The organism is Roseateles sp. YR242 (assembly GCF_900109745.1).
Classification (GTDB): domain Bacteria; phylum Pseudomonadota; class Gammaproteobacteria; order Burkholderiales; family Burkholderiaceae_C; genus Roseateles.
Genome location: NZ_FOAV01000002.1, coordinates 152,963 through 172,352 on the forward strand (window position 1 = coordinate 152,963; position 19,390 = coordinate 172,352).

15 protein-coding genes, 2 tRNA genes and 1 riboswitch are annotated in these 19,390 nt (G+C 62.6%); of the genes, 14 read left to right on the forward strand and 3 right to left on the reverse strand.

The genetic code is table 11. The features are described from left to right. Nucleotides 1–195: 195 nt before the first annotated feature. Nucleotides 196–3,540: a S41 family peptidase gene (locus BMY53_RS04345; protein WP_177200711.1), complete on the forward strand. Its 3,345-nt coding sequence runs from the start codon at nt 196–198 to the stop codon at nt 3,538–3,540. A gap of 151 nt (nt 3,541–3,691) precedes the next feature. On the opposite strand, the gene BMY53_RS25850 is transcribed toward BMY53_RS04345, so the two are convergent. After that, nucleotides 3,692–3,844 (reverse strand): hypothetical protein, encoded by a 153-nt coding sequence (locus tag BMY53_RS25850; RefSeq protein ID WP_177200712.1) that lies wholly within the window; start codon nt 3,842–3,844, stop codon nt 3,692–3,694. 314 nt (nt 3,845–4,158) lie between these two features. On the opposite strand from BMY53_RS25850, the gene BMY53_RS04350 reads away from it, so the two are divergent. The 11 genes from BMY53_RS04350 to BMY53_RS04410 all read left to right on the forward strand — a co-directional run bounded on the left by BMY53_RS04350 (nt 4,159) and on the right by BMY53_RS04410 (nt 15,935). Next, nucleotides 4,159–5,955: an aspartyl protease family protein gene (locus BMY53_RS04350; protein WP_143073919.1), complete on the forward strand. Its 1,797-nt coding sequence runs from the start codon at nt 4,159–4,161 to the stop codon at nt 5,953–5,955. A gap of 155 nt (nt 5,956–6,110) precedes the next feature. After that, nucleotides 6,111–6,253, forward strand: a riboswitch (TPP riboswitch). Between the two features lie 114 nt (nt 6,254–6,367). Beyond that, nucleotides 6,368–8,677 (forward strand): TonB-dependent siderophore receptor, encoded by a 2,310-nt coding sequence (locus BMY53_RS04355; protein ID WP_143073920.1) that lies wholly within the window; start codon nt 6,368–6,370, stop codon nt 8,675–8,677. 36 nt (nt 8,678–8,713) lie between these two features. Next, nucleotides 8,714–8,789: transfer RNA gene (locus BMY53_RS04360), tRNA-Asn, on the forward strand. 118 nt (nt 8,790–8,907) lie between these two features. After that, nucleotides 8,908–8,983: transfer RNA gene (locus BMY53_RS04365), tRNA-Asn, on the forward strand. 213 nt (nt 8,984–9,196) lie between these two features. Then, nucleotides 9,197–10,825, forward strand: a complete 1,629-nt coding sequence (locus BMY53_RS04370) for an RNA-directed DNA polymerase (protein ID WP_092944062.1) — start codon at nt 9,197–9,199, stop codon at nt 10,823–10,825. Between the two features lie 424 nt (nt 10,826–11,249). Next, on the forward strand, nt 11,250–11,738 hold the full coding sequence (locus BMY53_RS04375) for a type VI secretion system amidase effector protein Tae4 (protein WP_092944064.1): 489 nt from the start codon (nt 11,250–11,252) through the stop codon (nt 11,736–11,738). Between the two features lie 703 nt (nt 11,739–12,441). Then, nucleotides 12,442–12,567, forward strand: coding sequence for a hypothetical protein (locus BMY53_RS26290; protein ID WP_255370029.1), 126 nt, complete (start codon nt 12,442–12,444; stop codon nt 12,565–12,567). Further along, complete coding sequence (locus tag BMY53_RS04390; protein WP_092944068.1) at nt 12,554–13,102, forward strand: hypothetical protein; 549 nt, start codon at nt 12,554–12,556, stop codon at nt 13,100–13,102. Before BMY53_RS26290 ends, BMY53_RS04390 begins: the two co-directional genes overlap by 14 nt. A 509-nt stretch (nt 13,103–13,611) precedes the next feature. Next, a complete protein-coding gene (locus BMY53_RS04395; RefSeq protein ID WP_143073922.1) occupies nt 13,612–14,208 on the forward strand; it encodes a hypothetical protein in 597 nt (198 codons plus the stop codon). Nucleotides 14,209–14,359: 151 nt separating this feature from the next. After that, nucleotides 14,360–14,707, forward strand: a complete 348-nt coding sequence (locus tag BMY53_RS04400; protein WP_092944072.1) for a zinc ribbon domain-containing protein YjdM — start codon at nt 14,360–14,362, stop codon at nt 14,705–14,707. 364 nt (nt 14,708–15,071) lie between these two features. Further along, nucleotides 15,072–15,935, forward strand: a complete 864-nt coding sequence (locus tag BMY53_RS04410; protein WP_092944076.1) for a hypothetical protein — start codon at nt 15,072–15,074, stop codon at nt 15,933–15,935. Between the two features lie 5 nt (nt 15,936–15,940). Here BMY53_RS04410 and BMY53_RS04415 read toward each other — a convergent pair whose 3' ends face one another. Continuing rightward, nucleotides 15,941–16,558, reverse strand: coding sequence for a hypothetical protein (locus tag BMY53_RS04415; protein ID WP_092944078.1), 618 nt, complete (start codon nt 16,556–16,558; stop codon nt 15,941–15,943). 133 nt (nt 16,559–16,691) lie between these two features. On the opposite strand from BMY53_RS04415, the gene BMY53_RS04420 reads away from it, so the two are divergent. After that, nucleotides 16,692–17,483: an HAD family hydrolase gene (locus BMY53_RS04420; protein ID WP_255370030.1), complete on the forward strand. Its 792-nt coding sequence runs from the start codon at nt 16,692–16,694 to the stop codon at nt 17,481–17,483. Nucleotides 17,484–17,574: 91 nt separating this feature from the next. After that, entirely contained in the window at nt 17,575–18,183 is a 609-nt protein-coding gene (locus BMY53_RS04425; RefSeq protein ID WP_092944082.1) for a hypothetical protein, read from the forward strand. Nucleotides 18,184–18,191: 8 nt separating this feature from the next. On the opposite strand, the gene BMY53_RS04430 is transcribed toward BMY53_RS04425, so the two are convergent. Then, a complete protein-coding gene (locus BMY53_RS04430; protein WP_092944084.1) occupies nt 18,192–19,361 on the reverse strand; it encodes an AAA family ATPase in 1,170 nt (389 codons plus the stop codon). Nucleotides 19,362–19,390: the final 29 nt, after the last annotated feature.

Consider the following 19,390-nt stretch of genomic DNA (forward strand, 5'->3'; position numbering starts at 1 on the left):
ATGGGTCATGGGGGACGACCCGGCCGTTTGCGCACGATTGCGCACGATTGGGCACGACCGGGCACGACCGGACGAATTGGGGGGCCGCTGAGCGTCCCGGCGCCACCACGCATCGCCCCCGGGTGTGGGGTGTCTAAGGACACCTGGGGGGTCTCGCTCCTAGACTCAACGGTTTTAACCCGTCCGGTTCATGTCATGAGATTCAAACTCGCGGGCGCCGCACTGGCGCTGATGATGGCCTTCCCTGCTGTACAGGCGCAGGGCCCCACACCGGCGCTCGGGCCGGTGACCGAGCCCTTGTGGCTGCGGCAGTCCAGCATTTCGCCGGACGGGAAACAGATCGCCTTCACCTTCCAGGGCAGCCTGTTCCTGGTGCCCTCCTCGGGCGGAACAGCCCGGCTGCTGGTCTCCAACGGGCGCCACAACGCCGCACCCGTGTGGTCGCCGGACGGCAAGCTGCTGGCCTATGCGGCCAACGTCTATGGCAATGACGACGTTTTTGTGGTGTCAGCCGAAGGTGGCCCGTCGCGCCGGCTGACCTTCAACTCCGCGCCGGAGACCCCGTTCGCCTTCACGGCGGACGGCAAGTCGGTGCTGTTCTCCGCCCAGCGGCAGGATTCACGCACCAACATGGGTTTCCCCTCCCCGGCCCTGGGGGAGGCCTACCAGGTGGCGATCGACGGCGGTCGCCGCCCGGAGCAGCTGTTCAGCGAGCCCGCGCTGGCGGGACAGTACAACAAGGCTGGCACCCAGCTGGTCTATGAAGACTGGAAGGGTTATGAGAATGCCTTCCGCAAGCACCACATCTCCCCCGTGGCGCGGGACATCTGGTTGTGGGATGCCAAGACTGGCCAGCACCGCAAGCTGACCAGCAGCGGGGGCGAGAACCGCGATCCGGTCTGGTCGGCCGACGAGAAGTCGGTCTACTACCTGAGCGAGCAGAGCGGCTCCTTCAATGTCTGGAAGATGCCTCTGGACAATCCGGCGGCCGCCCGCCAGATCACCCGTTTCAGCAAGAACCCGGTGCGGTTCCTCTCCGTGGCAGCTGACGGCACCTTGTCGTATGGCTATGACGGTGAGCTCTACACCCAGGCCGGGGACGACGCGCAGCCGCGCAAGGTGGGGGTGAGCATCAACGCTGATGCGCTGGTGCCCAGCGTGGAGAACGTCAAGGTCTCCGACGGCGCGACCGACCTGGCCGTGAGCCCGGACGGCAGCGAAGTGGCGGTGGTGGTGCGCGGCCAGGTCTTTGTGACGTCGGCTGAATTCGGCAACACCCGCCGCATCACCGATGGCCCTGGTCAGAAGCGCTCGGTGAGCTTCAGCCCGGACGGCCGCAAGCTGCTGTATGCGTGCGAGCAGGCCGGCCAATGGAGCCTGTGCGAGACCACGCTCGTGGGCGACAAGAAGGCGGTGCCCAGCTTCTTCAACGCCCCGCGTGTGGAGACCAAGGTGCTGCTGAAGGATGGCCACCAGAACTTCCAGCCGCGCTATTCGCCGGACGGCAAGCAGGTGGCCTATCTGCAAGACCGCGCGGCGCTGCACGTGCTGGACATCGCCTCTGGGAAAACGCGGGTGGTGATGGCGGCCGAGCAGACCTACTCCTACGAGGACGGCGACCAGTGGTTTGACTGGGCGCCGGACGGCAAGAGCCTGCTGGTGCAGTTTGTGGACCGCAACCGCTGGGGCCAGGAGGTGGGCGTGGTGCCGGCGGACGGCTCCGGCAAGCTGACCAACCTGACCCACAGTGGCTATGACGACCTCCATCCGCTGTTTGCCCGCCAGGGCCAGATGATGGTGTGGCTGTCCGACCGCCAGGGCCTGCACGGCAGTGGCGGCGGTGCGCGCACCGATGCCGACGTGTTTGGCATGTTCCTCACCCGTGCCGCCTTCGACCGCTACAACCTGGACAAGGCTGAGTTCGCGCAGCTGAAGAAGCGCGAGGAGGAGGAAAAGAAGGAAGCCGAGAAAAAGGAAGAGAAGAAGGCGGAGGACAAGTCCGGCGCCAAGGGTGACGGCAAGGCTGATGGCAAGACGGCCGAGGACAAGCAAGAACCCGCCAAGCCGGTCGTGATCGAGGCCGAGGGGCTGGACGACCGTGTGGCACGGCTCACCACCGCCTCGGGCGATATTCGCGATTTCGCCGTCACGCCGGACGGCGAGCAATTGTTCTACGTGCTCAAGACGGGCGACAGCTACGAGCTGTGGCAAAGCCGCCTGCGCGAAAAGGAAAGCCGCCGCGTGGGCAGCCTGCCGGGCGGACGCAGCGAATCCGTGGCCCTGTGGCTGGATGCCAAGGGCGCCAACGGCTTCGTGATGGCCGGCGGCCGCGTGCAGAAGTTCAAGGTGCCCGAGGGCGACGGCAAGGGTGATGTCCGGCCCGAACCGGTGAACTTCACGGCGGAGCTGCGTATTGACCGTGGCGCCGAGCGCGCCCAGATGTTCGACCACGCCTGGCGCCAGACGAAGGAAAAGCTCTACGTGACCGACATGGGCGGCGTGGACTGGGACTACTACCGCAAGGTCTATGAGCGCCAACTGCCCTATGTGGCGGACGGTACCGACTTCGCCGAGCTGCTCAGCGAGATGCTGGGCGAGCTGAACGTCTCCCACACGGGCAGCGGGTATCGCCCGCCGCCCTCGGGTGACGCGACGGCGTCGCTGGGCCTGTTCTACGACCAGGCCTGGTCAGGCGCAGGCGTAAAGGTGATCGAGGTGATTGAAGGCGGGCCGCTGGACACGGCGGACAACAAGCTGAAGGCCGGCATGGTCATCGAGGCCATCGACAGCCAGACCATTGCGGCTGGCGCCGAGTTCGACTCCATGTTGAACCTGAAGGCAGGCAAGCAGGTCGTGCTGTCGGTGCTGGACCCGGCCTCCGGCAAGCGTTTCGAGCAGGTGCTCAAGGCCATCAGCATCGGCGCGGAGCGCGAACTGCTCTACAAGCGCTGGGTGCGCCGCGAGCGTGCGCTGGTGGACAAGCTCTCCGGCGGCCGCCTGGGTTATGTGCATGTGCGCGGCATGAATGACGCCAGCTACCGCCAGACCTATGCGGATGCGCTGGGCCGTGCCAGCGGCAAGGAGGCCCTGATCGTGGACACCCGCTTCAATGGCGGTGGCAACCTGCACGACGAATTGGCCACGCTGCTGTCTGGCAAGAAGTACCTGGAGTTCCTGCCGCGCGGGCAAAGCCTCGGCTGGGAGCCCACGGCCAAGTGGGTCAAGCCTTCAGCGGTGCTGATCAGCGAGAGCAACTACTCGGACGCCCACCTCTTCCCGTGGACCTATAAGCACCTGGGCATCGGCAAGCTCATCGGCATGCCGGTGGCGGGCACCGGGACGGCGGTGTGGTGGGAAACGATGCAGGACGGTGCGACCTACTTCGGCATTCCGCAGGTGGGGTTCCGGGCGCAGAACGGCGACTTCATGGAACGCGCGCTGATCACGCCGGACCTGGTGGTGCCCAACGACAAGGCGAAGCTGGACAAGGGAGAAGACCAGCAGTTGGAGGCCGCAGTCAAGTCGCTGCTGGCCAAGTAAGGCAGGCGCGCCGAGCCCTGGCGGGCTCGGTGGCGAAGGCGGCGAAGGCGCCTAAGTCAGAGAAAGGGGTCGGCGAGAGCCGGCCCCGTTTTCATGGCGCCGTGAGCGCGCCGTCTGACGCTGTGGCTTGCGCCGTGGGCCAGCCTGGTGCTCAGGCCGGCTTGTTCTTCAGCTTGCCCTTGGGAGCGACCGACGTGGTCGGCGCGACAGGGCGGTCGGAGACCGAAGACGATTCCTTGGAAGAACCGCTGTCCTTCTTCGGCTTCTTGCTGGATTTATCGTTGCGTTGTACGCCTTTGGGCATGTTGTGGTTTCCTTCTCAAACAGGGGTGATTCGGCGGTTACGGTTCGGCTGACCGCAGCGAATGGTGAGCACTCTACTACCACTGCGGCCGGGGAAACGGCGGACGGCGGTGACAGCGGCGTGGTGACGACACTGGCGGGCGGGGGTCCATGGCCTGGAAGGGGGTGGTGTGGGCCACCGGGTTGTTGGCGCAACACCTATTGAACACGGAACCAGCGCTGTTCGATGCAGTAGAGTTCTGCACCCTGGCGGCCGATGCGCCTTGAGACCAACAACGGCGAGCCGCACGCGGCAGGCCAACAAGGGAGTTCATTTTGCGAGGAAAGAGTGAGGCGGGCGCGAAAGTCGTCCCGCAATGGGCATCCGTGGCCGGCGTTTGCGCAGCGCTGACGCTGATCCCGGCGATGGCCTGGGCCGGCGAATGCAAGATGCAACCGACGGCGATCCCGGTGCGTGTGGTCCATGCAAGGCCCGTCGCGTTGCTGAGAGTCAATGGTCAGGACGTGCCGATGATGGTGGGCAGCGGCGTTGAGCACAGCATGCTCTTGCCCGCAGCCGCCAAGGCACTGAATCTGCCGGAAGGGCCGGTTCCTTTCGGAACTCACCTCAGCAGCGACAAGGGCGCCATCGACGTCCATGCGACAAAGGTCGACCGCTTGACCCTGGGCGACCTCGAACTCAGACAGGTGTCTTTCCTCGTTGCCGACTTCAACCCGGGCCTTGGCATCCAGGGCATTTTGGGGCGCAACATCCTCGCAGCCGGGGATACCGAATACGACCTGGCTCGCGGTGTGGTGCGGCTGGTCTTCCCGCAGGGCGATTGCGAGAAGGTCAACCTGGCTTATTGGGCCGGTGATGCACCGGTCATCACCGCACCGATGGCGTCTTCGCTGAGCGACAGCGACACGTCGATCCGCGTGCCGGTCACCATCAACAACGTCAAGACCGTGGCGTTCCTGAACACCGGTTCGCAGGCCTCGGCGCTGCTCCTGAGCACGGCCCGCAAGGCTGGTATTCCAGAGGATCGCCTTCAAACGCTGGGGACTGACAAGGAAGCCTCCACCTGGGTGACCGATATCGACAGCTTCCAACTCGGCGGTGAACGCATCACTGACCAGCGGCTGGCGGTGGACGACCTCGATGCCGGGGGCGACTTCGGCATGTGGCTGGGGATGGATTACCTCATGGCACACCGCGTCTATGTCTCGTACCTGCAGCGAAAGATCTTCGCGACCTGGAATGGCGGTGCGGTCTTTGCCAAACAGGCCGGCGCTGCCGAGAACCGCTTCGATCCTCGGTTTGCGACGGCGGCCCCACCGCCGCTGCAGGAGGACGTCGAAGTGCTGGCCCGTCGCGGTGAACTGGCACTTCAGTTTGGCGAATACACCGACGGCCTCGCGTACATGGACCGTGCCATCGCGCTCAAGCCGGATGTCGCGCGCCAGTTCCTGACGCGCGGGCGCATTCAGCAATCGATGGGGAATCGCTCAGCCGCGCTCAAGGATGCGAACGAGGCGCTTGGCCTTGACCCCAGGTTGCACGACGCCCGCTTTTTGCGGGCCGGGCTGTACACATGGATGAATGAGCGCGACCTCGCACTTGCAGATCTGACCCTGCTGGACAGCACCTTGCCGCGCGACGCCGACCACCGTTTCAGGATGGCCATGATGTATGACCGCCTGAACAACGTGACCGAGGCACTCAAGCAGTGGGACTGGTGGATCAGCAGTCACTCACGTGACGTCAGGCTGGGCAGCGCGTTCAACGCGCGCTGTTTCCTCCGGACCGCCCGCCACATTGAACTGAGCCTTGCATTGCAGGACTGCAAGCACGCCGTCGAGAAGGACAGCCAGTCATCCGCCTTCCATGATTCGCTGGGCTGGACCTACCTGCGCCTGGGCGACCTTCCGCACGCGAAGGCGTCCTTCGATATGGCGATTCAACTGAAGTCCTCGCAGGCCTGGTCGCTGTATGGGCGCAGCCTGGCGTGGCTGAAGTTGGGCGACGCCGACCGGGCGCGTCAGGATCTGGAGGCAGCGCGCAAAGTCCAGCCGGAGATCGAGAAGGCGATACGGGAGGCCGGGCTGCCGGTTCATGACAGCGCGTTATAGGCGTCGCCAGATATCGAGTCGCCCACCTCGACGCAGTTTGCAAGGAATTGATATGGATTGGTCGAGCTTGGCGCTGCATGCGCCTTGCCGGAAGGGTCGCCACTGCATAGCCGGGACAGTCGCGGCATAGAATGATGCAGCCCGGTGCACTGCGCCGGGATCGCTAGGGGTGCTGGCAGGGGAGACCCAGCCGGCTGAGAAAGTCCCTTTGAACCTGATCGGCAGCTTCGGCTGCCAGGCTGTGGAGAGATCCATGGCCCGAGTTAATCCTCGCGCAGGGAAGCAAGCCTACCGACCTCCGGGTCTCTCGCGTCTTCGGGCCCTCCGGCCCGTCCAGCCTCTGCACCGGCGCTCAACGGTGCAAGCATGACGCGCACGGTCTGCCCACCTGCCATCGCATTCGGTCTACACGATGGCATCTTCATTCTTCCCGTTCTCCCCGGCAGCCTTCGCTCGCCGCCCGACAACACTTGCTGCCGCCTTGCTCGCCGCAGGTGTGGGCGCCAACGCCTGGGCGCAAACCGCCTCGGACACCACAAGCCCGGCCCGCACAGCCGGCGCCAATACTGCGGCGTCCAGCAGCGCCACGACCAACACCAGTGCCGGCGCCAACAGCAACAGCAGCAGCAGCAACACCACCACCGGCACCCCACTCCCCATCGTCACCGTACGCGGCAGCAACGCCCAATCCGCCTTGACGGTCGGCGGGTTTGGCGAAACGCCCGTGGCCAAGCTCCCGCTGCAGGCCAGTGTCATCACCAGTGACCAACTGGCCGACCGTGGACTCAGCACCCTCGCCGGCCTGACCTCCATCGACGCCAGCGTCGGCGACAGCTACAACTCCGAAGGCTACGTCTCCTACCTGAAGATCCGCGGCTACGACCTGGACAACCGCTTCAACTACCGCCGCGACGGCCTGCCCATCAACGCGGAAACCGCCCTGCCCCTGAGCAACAAGAGCAGCATTGAAGTACTGAAGGGCACCAGCGGCATCCAGGCCGGTACCAGCGCCCCCGGCGGCCTGGTGAACCTGGTGGTGAAGCGCCCGACCGTGGAACTCACCAGCGTGACGCTGGGCGTCAGCGGCAGTGGCACGGTGGAAGGCGCGCTGGACTGGAGCCATCGCTTCTCCGACGCTTATGGCCACAACAGCGCCTTCGGCCTGCGCGTGAACCTGGCTGCCGCCCATCTGGACCCCGAACTTCACGACGCCAAGGGCAAGCGCTGGCTCATGGCCGTGGCCGGCGACTGGCGCGTGAGCCCGGACACGCTGGTGGAGGCAGAAGTGGAACTCAACCGCCAAAGCCAGCCCTCCCAGGCCGGTTTCAGCCTGCTGGGCACCACACTCCCGGACGCCCACAGCATCGACCCGCGCACCAACCTCAACAACCAGGCCTGGAGCCAGCCGGTAGTTTTTGAGGGGCGCACAGCCTCGCTGCGCGTGCAGCATCAGCTCAACGCAGACTGGAAGTTGCAGGCGCACGGCGCCGTTCAGCGCCTGGTCACCGATGACCGGCTGGCCTACCCGTTCGGCTGTACCGCCAGCGACGGCACCTACTGGGCCAGCAGCTATTGCCCCGACGGCACCTTCGACCAGTACGACTTCCGCAGCGACAACGAGCACCGCAACAGCAGCGCGCTGGATCTCTCCGCCCAAGGCAAGCTGCGCCTGGCCGACATGAGCCACGAGCTGTCCACCGGTGTGCTCTTCAGCCGCTTCTACAGCCGCCTGCAAGGCCAGGCCTACAACTGGGCCGGCACGGGCGACATCACCGGCTCGCTGCCCACCGTGGCGGACCCCACGCTCAGCGGCGCCAACACCGATCGCGATGAGCGCAGCACCGAGTTCTATCTCCGCGATGCCGTCCAGTTGAGCCCGCGCTGGCAAGGCTGGCTGGGCGTGCGCCACACCCGCCTGCGTCGGGACAGCTTCCAGGTCAATGTGGAGGCCGGGGAGGAGGCACGAACCAACTACCGTCAGTCCGTCACCACGCCATGGCTGGGCCTGAGCTACGCCATCGACCCCGAACTGATGGCCTACGCCAGTTGGGGAGAAGGCGTGGAGTCGGACGTGGTGCCCAACCGCGCGGAATATGTGAACCAGGGTCAGGCGCTGCCAGCCATGCGCAGCCGCCAATGGGAGATCGGCCTGAAGGCGGGCAACCGGTCGGTGGACTGGTCAGTCAACTATTTCGATGTCACCAAGCCCACCTGGAGCGATGTCGCCGTGGACACGGCCGGCAATCTGCAGCGGCGCCTGGACGGCACGCAGGACCATCGCGGGTTTGAAGGGCAGGCCGACTTCAAGTGGAGCAGCGGCGGCCTGCAGGCCAGCGCGATGAAGCTGCATGCGCGGCGCCACGGCAGCACCGACACCAGCCTCGACGGGCTGAAGCCGGTGAACGTGCCGGAGACCACGGCCAAACTGCTGGCGCGGCAGCGCGTCGGGTTGCCGGGCCTGGAGCTGCAGGCCGGCCTGGTCTATGAAGGGCGGCGCATGGTGCTGCCGGACAACAGCCTGAGCATCCCGAGCTGGACGCGGGTGGATCTGGGTGCCCGTTATGAACAGGCGCTGGGCCGCCAGACGCTGGTGTGGCGCGTGGGCGTGGACAACGTCACGAACCGCAGGGCATGGCGTGAATCTCCCTATCAGTACGAGCACGTTTACCTCTATCCGCTCGCTGTTCGCACCTGGCGTGCGTCTGTGGAATGGCTCTTGTGAGCGCCTGAATTTTCTGTGTATACTCTTGGTCTCCTTTCCCCGATAGCTCAGTTGGTAGAGCGCCGGACTGTTAATCCGTAGGTCCCTGGTTCGAGCCCAGGTCGGGGAGCCAAGAGATAAAAAACGCGAAGGTCTTCGGACCTTCGTTGTGTTTCAAGTTTTGAATCAAGCCAATGCCCGACCGAAGGCAACGGCACAAGAATCAGGTCGATAGGATCTGAAAAGACTTTTCCTCGATAGCTCAGTCGGTAGAGCGCCGGACTGTTAATCCGTAGGTCCCTGGTTCGAGCCCAGGTCGAGGAGCCAAAATTGAAGCCCCATTCGCGAAAGCGAATGGGGCTTTTTCTTTGGGGCCGCGATTGATGGTCGGTACGGCGAGCCGCAAAGGTGTTCGCCTGCCCTAGCCGCCCGCCCTGTTCGCTCCTCAGTCAGCTCCGGCTCGTTTTGGGCTCCTCTGGGCATTCCCCTAGCGGTATAAGCGATGGTCAGCGCCTACGATACCCAACACTAACAGCCAGCATGCGCTGCTGCCTCGCGGCCTTCGGACCGACTGCGGCACCGATTGGCGCATCGAGAATTCCAAAGGGAGAAGCCGAATTGCACGCCGCACTATTGAGCAAAGGTCTGCTACCGAGAGAGCTACCCCCTCTGTTTTCTTCCGCGACATTGGCGGGCTTGGTCGGCCAGCCTGGGCTACCCCCTGACTTCTCTTCCGCAGCAGCGGTATGGACTCAGCCGCTTCAACATAACCTGTCCCGACCGGGTGGCTTGCGCCGCAAGCTATCGATCCCGAATCCAGTGAACTATTTCAGGCTGGCGCGCACGTTTGACGCCAATAGCGCTGCACTCTCCGCACATTGGAGCCACTCGTCCTACTCGCAGACGAAGCCAGATGTCGCATGCGGCGGCCCGCGAGCTATTGCAGGCACGCCAGCAGATCGCGCCGCCACCCGCACGAAGGCCAGGGTTGGCGCTAGATACCTACTCCGGACGGATATTGCCCAATTCTACCCTTCGATATACAGCCACTCGATACCTTGGGCCTTGTATACAAAGTCAACAGCCAAAACAATAATGAGGGACATGAGCTACTTTGGCAATGTCCTTGATCGAGAAGTGCAAGCTGGCCAGCACGGGCAAACTAAAGGCGTGCCAATTGGGCCAGACACCTCGCTAGGAATAGCAGAGCTACTGCTGGCGCCAATTGACTCAAGACTTCACACCACTTGCAATGTTCTTGGTGGGACAAGATTTATCGACGATATTGAGTTGACGTTCCGGCGCCTCTCAGATGCGGATACAGCATTGGCGACCCTTGAGTCCTTGCTAAGCGACTTCGAGCTGCAACTCAATCCAATCAAGACCAAGATTTGCGAACTGCCTGATGAAATTGAATCAGATTTCGTTACCAACCTCAGATCCTACCTTCCAGCCTCTGGCACGAATTCGCGAGCTCAATGGGTAGATTACTTCAATCGCGCGTTCGTCGCCGCTCGGAACAAACCTAAAGACGGCGTCCTAAGGTACGCAGTTTCAGCCCTGCAAAGTGTGCAGATTGGCCCCAACGTATGGGAGATTGCACAACAGCTTCTCTGGCAATGCGTTACTGCCGATCCGGGCTGCCTACGCTTCGTCGCTGATGTCCTATTGGGCAATAGGATTACGTCAGGGCACATTATCGACGTATCCATGGGTTCGACCGCGATTAATTCGCTGATTGAATCCAGCGCACCAATTGGGCACGGCAGCGAGGTGGTTTGGAGCCTTTGGGTGAGCATGCTGCTCAATCTACAGATCGAAACGCGAAACCAAGATCTTATTGCGGCGATGGACGATGCAATTGTTGCGGTCGCCGCCATGATCGCGAAGGAACAGGCCGCACTTCCCCCTTCATTCGACTCGACACTTTGGCGCTCCTGGCTAGTGACGGACGCGTTCAAGGACGAATATTGGCTCTTTGCCTACGAATGCACCAAGCGCGGCTGGTTTGCTGCAGAAGTGACTACTGCCGGACTGAATACCAATGCGAATATCGCATTCCTGTTGTCTTGCGCTGTGTCGTTCGTCGATTTGGATGCCCTCCTCTTTTACACCCCGTCTCGAATGCCTATATCGGGCGGCAGCGGCGGCGGCGGAGGTGGCTACTAACCAGAGCAATCCGTAGGAACTCGCATCGTGGAAAGGGTCGAGGCAACAAACTGCATATTGCAATGCATGTGATCCCTACATGAGGGAAAAGCGAAATACCACTCTCCTGCAGGTCGGCAACTACCGGGACGCAATCAATCTCTGCGAGGTCGCCAAGGCCGACAAGAGGACAACACGAGCTGTCGTTCGAAGGTATGCGGCTCTGAAAGGTCTGCGACCTCGCAAGACGCGACTTTCGGCCGCCGATCTTGCAAACGGCTATGCCATCCTCAATGAGGGGCTCTGCCAACTGCCTACCTTGATGAAGGCCTAGTGTTAAAGGAGCGGGAGGGCCAGGAAGCACGCGCAGAACGAGTGACCAACGTCACCTCTGACTTCGCTCCGCTCCAATGACAATGCGGTCATAGCCATACAGGATGAACCGATGCCCGCGTTTTCGGAACTCTGGAAGAATCATCCCAACATCAAGGGGGATGCGCCGCTGTTGGACAAGAAGGTCTACGAAAACCAGTGCGCGATCAATATGTCCGCCTCGCTAATGCGCTCGGGCATCGACATGAAGACCTTCGCGGGCACTCGATCCTGGGAAAAGGACAAGCCCAAGTATGCGATCAGGGCAGAGGAATTGGCTGGCTGGCTCGACAAGAACGCAGTTCTGTTGCCGGGTAAGGTCCAGAAGTTCGCCGGAAACGATGTCGCAAGCTCTTTTGACCAGCTCAAGGGCAAGCATGGCGTCATTTTCATCAAGGACTACTATGGGCCGGGCAATTCTGGCGACCACATCGACCTTTTCAACAGCAACCGGATGACGGACACCTCCTCTTGGTTCCGCATCGCCACAGGCTTCTCGATCCAGGGGCTGTGGAGTGATTACAAGAAGGCCAAAGCCATCTGGTTCTGGCAAATGCCATGAAAATCATCCTTCTGAGGGTCCTAGGGCTGGTCACCGGCGCTGCCGTTTTCGCTATCGCCTCGTATGGACTGGTAGAGCTATTCGCCTCTTGGTATGGCCCTAGGTACATCAGGTCTGATGACGACATCGGGCAAGCCTACATGTGGTCCTTGGGCTTCATGCTGGTGTGTCTGATTGCGGGAGCGATTGTGGGTTTCCGAGTCGCAAGGAAATGGACCGTGCGCGTTTGAGCATGGCTGTCGGGTGCCGGAACGGTCGAACAGCTTCTGTATGTCGAGTTTCGATCGGGCGAACCCTCCCTAGAAGCTTGATTTGTATCTAATTTTTCCCATCGACGGCTCAGCTTATGGGAGTAAGGGTTCGAGCACAGTTCGTTTCGACCTGCTGCAGAGGGTTGGCCGCTGGGAAAACCGTTCAAGATCTTGGGCTTACCGCCGTCCATGGTGCTCGTCACCTCGGACTGTTAATCCGTAGGTCCCTGGTTCGAGCCCAGGTCGAGGAGCCAAATCTGAAGCCCCGTCATCGAAAGATGTCGGGGCTTTTTCTTGGCGGTCGCTCAGCTGTGGGGACCTGGCAGCCGGTGATTGACGGGCAGCCATTTCACCTCTCATCGTTGGAGTATGACTGAAGTGAATCGCCGCCAAAGCGCTGCCAAAATACATTAGGCGCTTTCCCAATCGGCGTTCCCCGCATTGGAAAGAAGATGACCGACGTCGAGGGGAAAGAAGTGAAAATAGAAAAGGAGCGCGATCTTCATGCCGTGGGCAAGTCATACGGCGTCATCAAGCTCTTGGCCGACAAACCTCACTGGTCTGATGATGGTCACTAAGCAATGGATTGCTGCACTCGCGTTGGCGAGCGTCAGTGGCGTTTCCATGTCTGCCACGTCGCCGGACTTTGCCATCATCAAGGTGACCAACAAGGGGCAGCTCATCCTCATCTCGGCCGCGAAGCTGGACCCGAGACACGTCGTTCAATTGCAGTTCCCGGATCCAAAACATGGCACCCAATGCTGCCAGCAGCTCAAAGCATCGCAATTCAAGCTTAGCGAAGAGGACATCGTCGCCAGCAACGAACTGACCGATAGCGAAGCTTTCACCTACGAGTCCCGCGCCCCTTCGAATTGGCCAAAAGGCCCATTCATCGGGATGGCGGCGGTGGGAGATTTCAAGCACGTGCGGAGTCAAGACTATCTGATTGAGGGGCGTGCACCGGACGGTTCGCCCATGAAAGCAACAGTCTGCACAAGCTCAGAGGGAGTTCACCTTCACGCCACGCAAGGGGATCGGCTTCAAACCCATTTGTATCTGTGGTTGGGTTATGACATCGCTGACCCGACATGCAAACTACCGGTGACGGAATGAAGGACGATGTGGTCCTTCGGCTTCATGCTGGTTTGTCTGGTCGCGGGAGCGGTGATCGGTTTCCTGGCCGCAAGGAAATGGACCGCCCGCTTCTAAGCCGGGCAGGTCCCCTGTTGGAAGGGTCGAACCACACTGACCCTTGTAAAAACTGTTCAAGATCTTCGGCTTACCGCCCGGCATAGAGCACCTCACCCTCCGACTGTTAGTCCGCAGACCCCTGGCTCGAGCCCAGGTCGAGGAGCCAAATCAAGCCTCACATGCGAAAGCCTGTGAGGCTTCTTCTTTTTGGCTACCCCACGGAGATCCAGCTCAGCGCATGGCAGGCCGCAAATCAGAGGATTTCGGATGGCGCTGCGCCGAGCGATCCGCATGATCACCGGACGCCCGCTCAACCTCGACCGGTGAGACAGCCAGGACGCTGTCCACGACGCCGCCGAGGCCCAATTTCCACCACGGCAGCCAGAGCCAGCATTGAGTCCACCATGCGCGTCCACCCGTCAGAGGAGTCCATGGCCTTTCGTGCGCAACACACGATGATCACGTACTGGCAGAAAGTGGTCGGCATGGCCACCGGCCTGAGCGTCATCGTCGGCGTGGCGATGTCCGTCAGCCACCTGGCCGCCTTGGTCAAAGACAGTAAACGCGCCAACGCAAGCACCCGGCTCCAGGCGCTTCAGCAGATCCACAGCATCCTCAAGGAGGATGAGGCCATCCGTATAAGAGCGAGGCATTTTTTGCGCAGGGGCGTCCCCGATATCGAACCGCACGTCGTCGACCTGATCCGGGAAGCCGGCTCCGGGGAGGATTTCTACTTCAGTGCCACGATGAAGGACTACGCGGCCGTCCATTACCACTATGAGCAGCTCGGGGCGCTGGTCAAGCTGGGGTACATCGAGTTCCCGCTGGTCTTCGAAGTGATCCCGTTTCCCGACGCCTACATGAAGGCCGTGCAGCCCATCCGTGATGCGTTGGCAGAGAACTGGCGGGGCATCGGGCAGCGCCCCATGACCGGCTTTGGCTCAGACATTGATTATCTGAAGGACTGCTTCGAACACAGTCGATCCCATCGGGATGCGCCAGCCGAATGTCCAGGCCAGCAAGACTGAGCGGCAAAGTCGGGCTAGGGATGGCGCCCACCTCACCCAGGTAGACTTCACCGGCCGCCCCGGTCGGGGCACCCCAATGAAACCCCATTCGCGAAAGCGACGGGGTTTTCTTCTTTTTTACGCTGCGGTCCTCCCGCGTTCCCGAGGTCTCATGTCCACCCTGCCCGCCTGCCCCAAATGCCAGTCCGCCTACACCTATGAAGACGGCGCGCAGCTGGTCTGCCCGGAATGCGGCCATGAGTGGTCCGCCGTGGCGGGCGCGGAGATTGCGTTGGGCGAAGAGATCCGCGTCATCCGCGACGCCGTGGGCAACGTGCTGCAGGACGGGGACACAGTGACGGTGATCAAGGACCTGAAGATCAAAGGCTCATCGCTGGTGGTGAAGGTCGGGACCAAGGTGAAGAACATTCGCCTGGCCGATGGGGATCACGACATCGACTGCAAGATCGACGGGATCGGGGCGATGGGGTTGAAGTCGGAGTTTGTGAAGAAGGTCTGAGCCCATGGCGGAACACTCGAAGCCGGGCTACCCTGCCGGACGCACTGTCGCTGGACGGTGAGCCGCTTAGGGGTGCCCTCCCAAGGAAAAATGCAGCTCCGATCCCTTCAAAACAAGCTACTGGACAAGCCACCCTGGAAGATCGCCATCCCGATGGCCGCGTTGACATTGGTCGCGCTGGCGTGGTGGCTTTGGCCCGAGGAGCGGCAGGCCGCCGTGCTGACGCCCCCATCCACGTCAAGAGGCCTTGCTTCGCCCGCACCATCGAGCGGGGCAAACCCATGGGCGCTGGCCGCAGAAGCATCCCGCCAGGCCAATGCCGCAGCCCCCCCCCTCTGGCCAACGCTTCTGTGGCGCCCCATTCATGGATGATGACGGCCTCGCTGAAGAGGCACGCACAAAACGTTTGGAGCAACACAACCACGCCCATATCCGTCAGCAGGCTCAGCAACTACGGACCGCGCCAGACGAATTGGGGCAGTTGACCGGCGCGGTGCTGGTAAACGACTACGCCGCCATCGTCCAGTTGGCCCAGGGCACAACGAATCCTCTGGTCTACGGGCTGGCCCTGCGGGCATGCCCCAGGAGCCAACTTCCCGCATGCGATCACTTGAGCGCGCAGCGGTGGATCCAGTTGGATCCGTCCAACGCCACCGCCTGGTGGGCGTTGGCAGCAGCGGCCAAAGACCGTGCGTCTGCCATTCAGGCGCTCCAGGGCGCAGCGGCGGCTACCCACGTCATCCCGCTCAAGAATCAGTTGCTCAAGCGTGCAGCCATGTTGATGGATAGCGGCCCGGAGCAGTTGCTGCCAATAGCCGTGACGACGATAGGCATTGATTCTGCAGACAGGTTCGACGCCGCCGCCGGCTTGTGGACGGCCTGCGGCAAAACAGCCCCGACCGACCCCGCCCTTGGCGCCGCCTGCCAGGGCTTTGCGTTGGATGCGGTCAGGATGGAGCCGTCGGCATTGGGAAAATTGGGCGCCACGGTCCACGCCGAGCGCATGGGTGCGAAACCAGAGCAACTACCGCGCACCAGGGGCGAGCTCAAGGCAATTGTCGAAGCCATTAACGAGTGGCGGACACCCGGCTTCTCTGCCAGCAACGGCGACCTTCCTTGCGAGATGGCACGAACGATGATGGCCTTTGACCTCGCGTCAGCGGACGAGGGCGATGTGGCCGTGTTTGAGAGAAGACAACAAGGCCAAACCGCCAATCCGAAGCGCTGAGCCCTTCAATGCGTGGCGCGGCTCTTGCGCCATTCCACGTAGCTGCCCAACTCGGGTAGCGGCAGGAAGCCCTCTTCTTCAGGGTTCTCGGGCATTTCACAGACCTCGACCAGATCCACATCGGTGGCGGCCGATTTCTCGCCAAGCGCGGTGTCCAGGATCAACAGCAGACCGTTGGCGAAATCTTGTTCCTGATCGTCATTGAATCCCAGCACGGCGATCCGCAGGCCCAGAACCTCCGGCGCATCCGGGTCCACCATCGGCTCAAACCAGATGTTCTTGGGCTCAAGCTCCACACCTTCATAACGGATACCAAAGTCGAACCCCATGGGCGGCTTCAAGGGCACGAAGGTCCACCCCGGCACGTCCGGCGCGACGGAGACCAGCGCGTCCACCAGGGGGAACAACTCCCAGTCGCCTTGCGCGGTGATGACGAACTCGCGGTCGTTCTCGCCCGGCACGGAGACCTCGAACCACAGGCCAGCGTTCACTGCCTGCAGCCGCGCCAGCAGTACATCCCAGAATTCATCATCCGGGGACTGCAGCGTGTCCAGGTCGGACTGATGGGAGAGCAGCCAGCTCCAGAAGGCATTGATCTGCTTCGGGTCGAGGTCGTCATTCATGGGTAAAAGGCTCCAGTTCGCGCGATTATCAGCGTGCGGCCGCTATCGGCCAGCGCTTCGATGGGCACGGCAACGCCGCATAGCCATGCACCATGAAGTCATTGCCTCCCGCGTTTGAGTCCCTGACGTTTTCATGTGGTTCGCCGAATGCGGCAACACAAATAGTAGACAGAATATGGCGACCCCTGCGCATCGCACCACAGCCCCGACATTTATGCAGAAGAACCGCATCCGCGCGATCTCGTTCGATCTGGACGACACGCTCTGGCCCTTTCGCCCTTGTCTGATCCGCGCCGAAGCGGCGCTTCTGAGCTGGCTGCGCACCCATGCGCCCGGCACCCGGGAACTGCTGGCCGAACCTGCCGCGTTGATGACCTATCGGGCAAAAGCCCACGCCGATTTCCCGGCCCTGCGCACCGATCTCAGCGCGTTGCGCCTGGCCTCCATCCGTACGCTTCTCGAAGCCGGTCAGGAAGACCCCACCCTGGCGCAACAAGCGTTCGACGTGTTCTTTGAACAACGTCAACGGGTGGAGCTCTACCCCGAGGTGCTGGAAGCGTTGACCCAACTCAGCCAGCGGCTGCCTCTGGTGGCGCTGTCGAACGGGAATGCCTGCGTCCACAAGGCTGGGATCGGACAGTTCTTCAAGGGTGCCCTGAGCGCCGCCACACTAGGGATTGCCAAACCCCAGGCCGAGGCGTTTCATGCGGCAGCGGCACTGGCGGGTGTGCAACCGGCCGAACTGCTGCATGTGGGCGATGACTGGCACCTGGACGTGATCGGGGCCGTAGGGGCCGGTGCGCAAGCGGCCTGGGTGGTGCGCGAGGAAGAAGCTGTCACGGCCGATGAGCAAGCCGGCACACTGCACACAAAAGTGGGCGATCTGGCCCATCTCTGCGAGGTGCTCGCCCACGAACGTGGGTGAGCTGTACCCAGCTTCAGTGGCCTTGATTGTTGTCGCCGTGAACTAATATCTTTTCGTCGCTGCCCTCCATGGCGGTGGATGGGAGGGCTGCATGGGCTATGAGGCACAGGCACTGTGCGAACTGGGCTTGCAACGCGAGCACGTGAAAGCCCTGCTGGAGTCCCACGAGATCCTGCTGCGTGGCGCCATCAGGCGGCGTTTTGTGCTCACGTCGATCTTGAATCCGCGCGTCAAGGATGATGTCCTGGCCTTCGAGTCGGCCGACGGCGACACCGTGACCCTGCACCTCGGCAGCGACGTCTCCGAGAAATGGCTGCGCAAGATCCAGACGCTGCCGCCTTCACTGGCAGAAAAACTCGGCATCGGCCCGGACCGGCCCGCGGCCGTTTTCGGCACGGTACCGGATGAGGCGCTGGCGCAGGCGCTCAGCAACGGGACGGAAACCCGCAACTTGCAGGCGGCCACTGTATTGATCGCCGTGGTGAAGACACCGGCCGATCTGGCCGCTGCGGTGCAGATGCACAGCACCATGCCTTGCCGTGGACTTTGGATCATCCATCGCAAAGGACCCAAGGCCGCCCTGCCGGAAGCACAGATCCGGGCCACCCTGCGCGATCTCGCCTACCGAGACCACAAGATCGCCGGCGTGTCGTCGCAGTGGACGGCTACCCGTTACGCCAGGGCGGAGGCCTCTGCCTGAGCATCGAGTTAGCGCGCCGGCCAATGCCACGCCGGTGTGTCTTCCAGCCCTTGGCCCAGCAGCGTAGTCTCGCCCAGCGCCTTTTCCAGCTGCCAGCAGCGGGCGCCTTCGTGGGCCTCGATGGCTGAGATCAGCCGGCGCGCATGCGACACCACGATGAGCTGACATTGTTCACTCGCCTTGACGATCAACCGACCCAACGCGGGTAGCAGGTCCGGGTGCAGGCTGGTTTCGGGTTCGTTCAAGGCCATGAATTCGGGCGGCCGCGGGCTGAGCAAGGCCGCCAGAAGCATGAGATACCGCAACGTGCCATCACTCAGTTCTGCAGCCTCCAACGGACGCAGCAGGCCCGGTTGACGCATGGCGAGCCGGAAGCCACCCGCGTCCTCCCGGATCTGGACCTGCGCGCCAGGAAACGCGTCCTGCAGGCTCTCCTCCAGAAGCGCACTGTCCCCGATCTCCTCGATCGTTTGCCAGGCTGCCGCCAGGTCGGCGCCGTCGCTGGCCAGCACCGGTGTGAAGGTGCCAACGCGGGAGCGGCGCGCTGGCGCCTCGGCATCGGTCCGCAGGCTGTCATAGAACCGCCAGCCCCGGATGCGTTCCCGCAGGTTGATCATCTCCGGTGCACCTGCCGGGTCGGCGTACTGCGACAGCATGCTGTCGAAAGGCGTCAGCATGGTCCCGACCTGCTGCCAGGAGCGCCCTTCCCGCACTTGCAGCAGCCCATTGCGGCGCTCCACCAGTGCGGAGGCTGGCCGGTACACCGCCCCGGCCCACACGGCCTCCCGCTTGACGTGAGGATCACCCAGGAACATGGACGTCGAGCTGGGGTCCTGCGGCGGCAGCCCCAGCTCCAGGGAATAGCCGAACTCGTCTCCTGCAATGCCGAGCTTCAGATTGATGGGCTCGTTCCGGACGGTTCCCATGATCGGCACGTCACCGGTGCGCATGCCCCGGGTGATGTCCTCCGGCCCCGCCCACAGCGTGGAGGCCAGCCCGCCCTCCAGCGCCAGCGCGGGCACCACACGGTTTTGCGCCGCATCGGCCAGCAGCCGCAATGAACGATAAAGACTGGATTTGCCGCTGCCGTTGGCCCCGGTGATCAGCGTCAGCTGGTCCAGTGGCAGGCGCAGTTTGCGCAGGGAGCGGTAGTTGTCAACGGCGAGAGCGCGAAGCATGGGCGAGACGAGTCCGTTCTAAGTTGCAC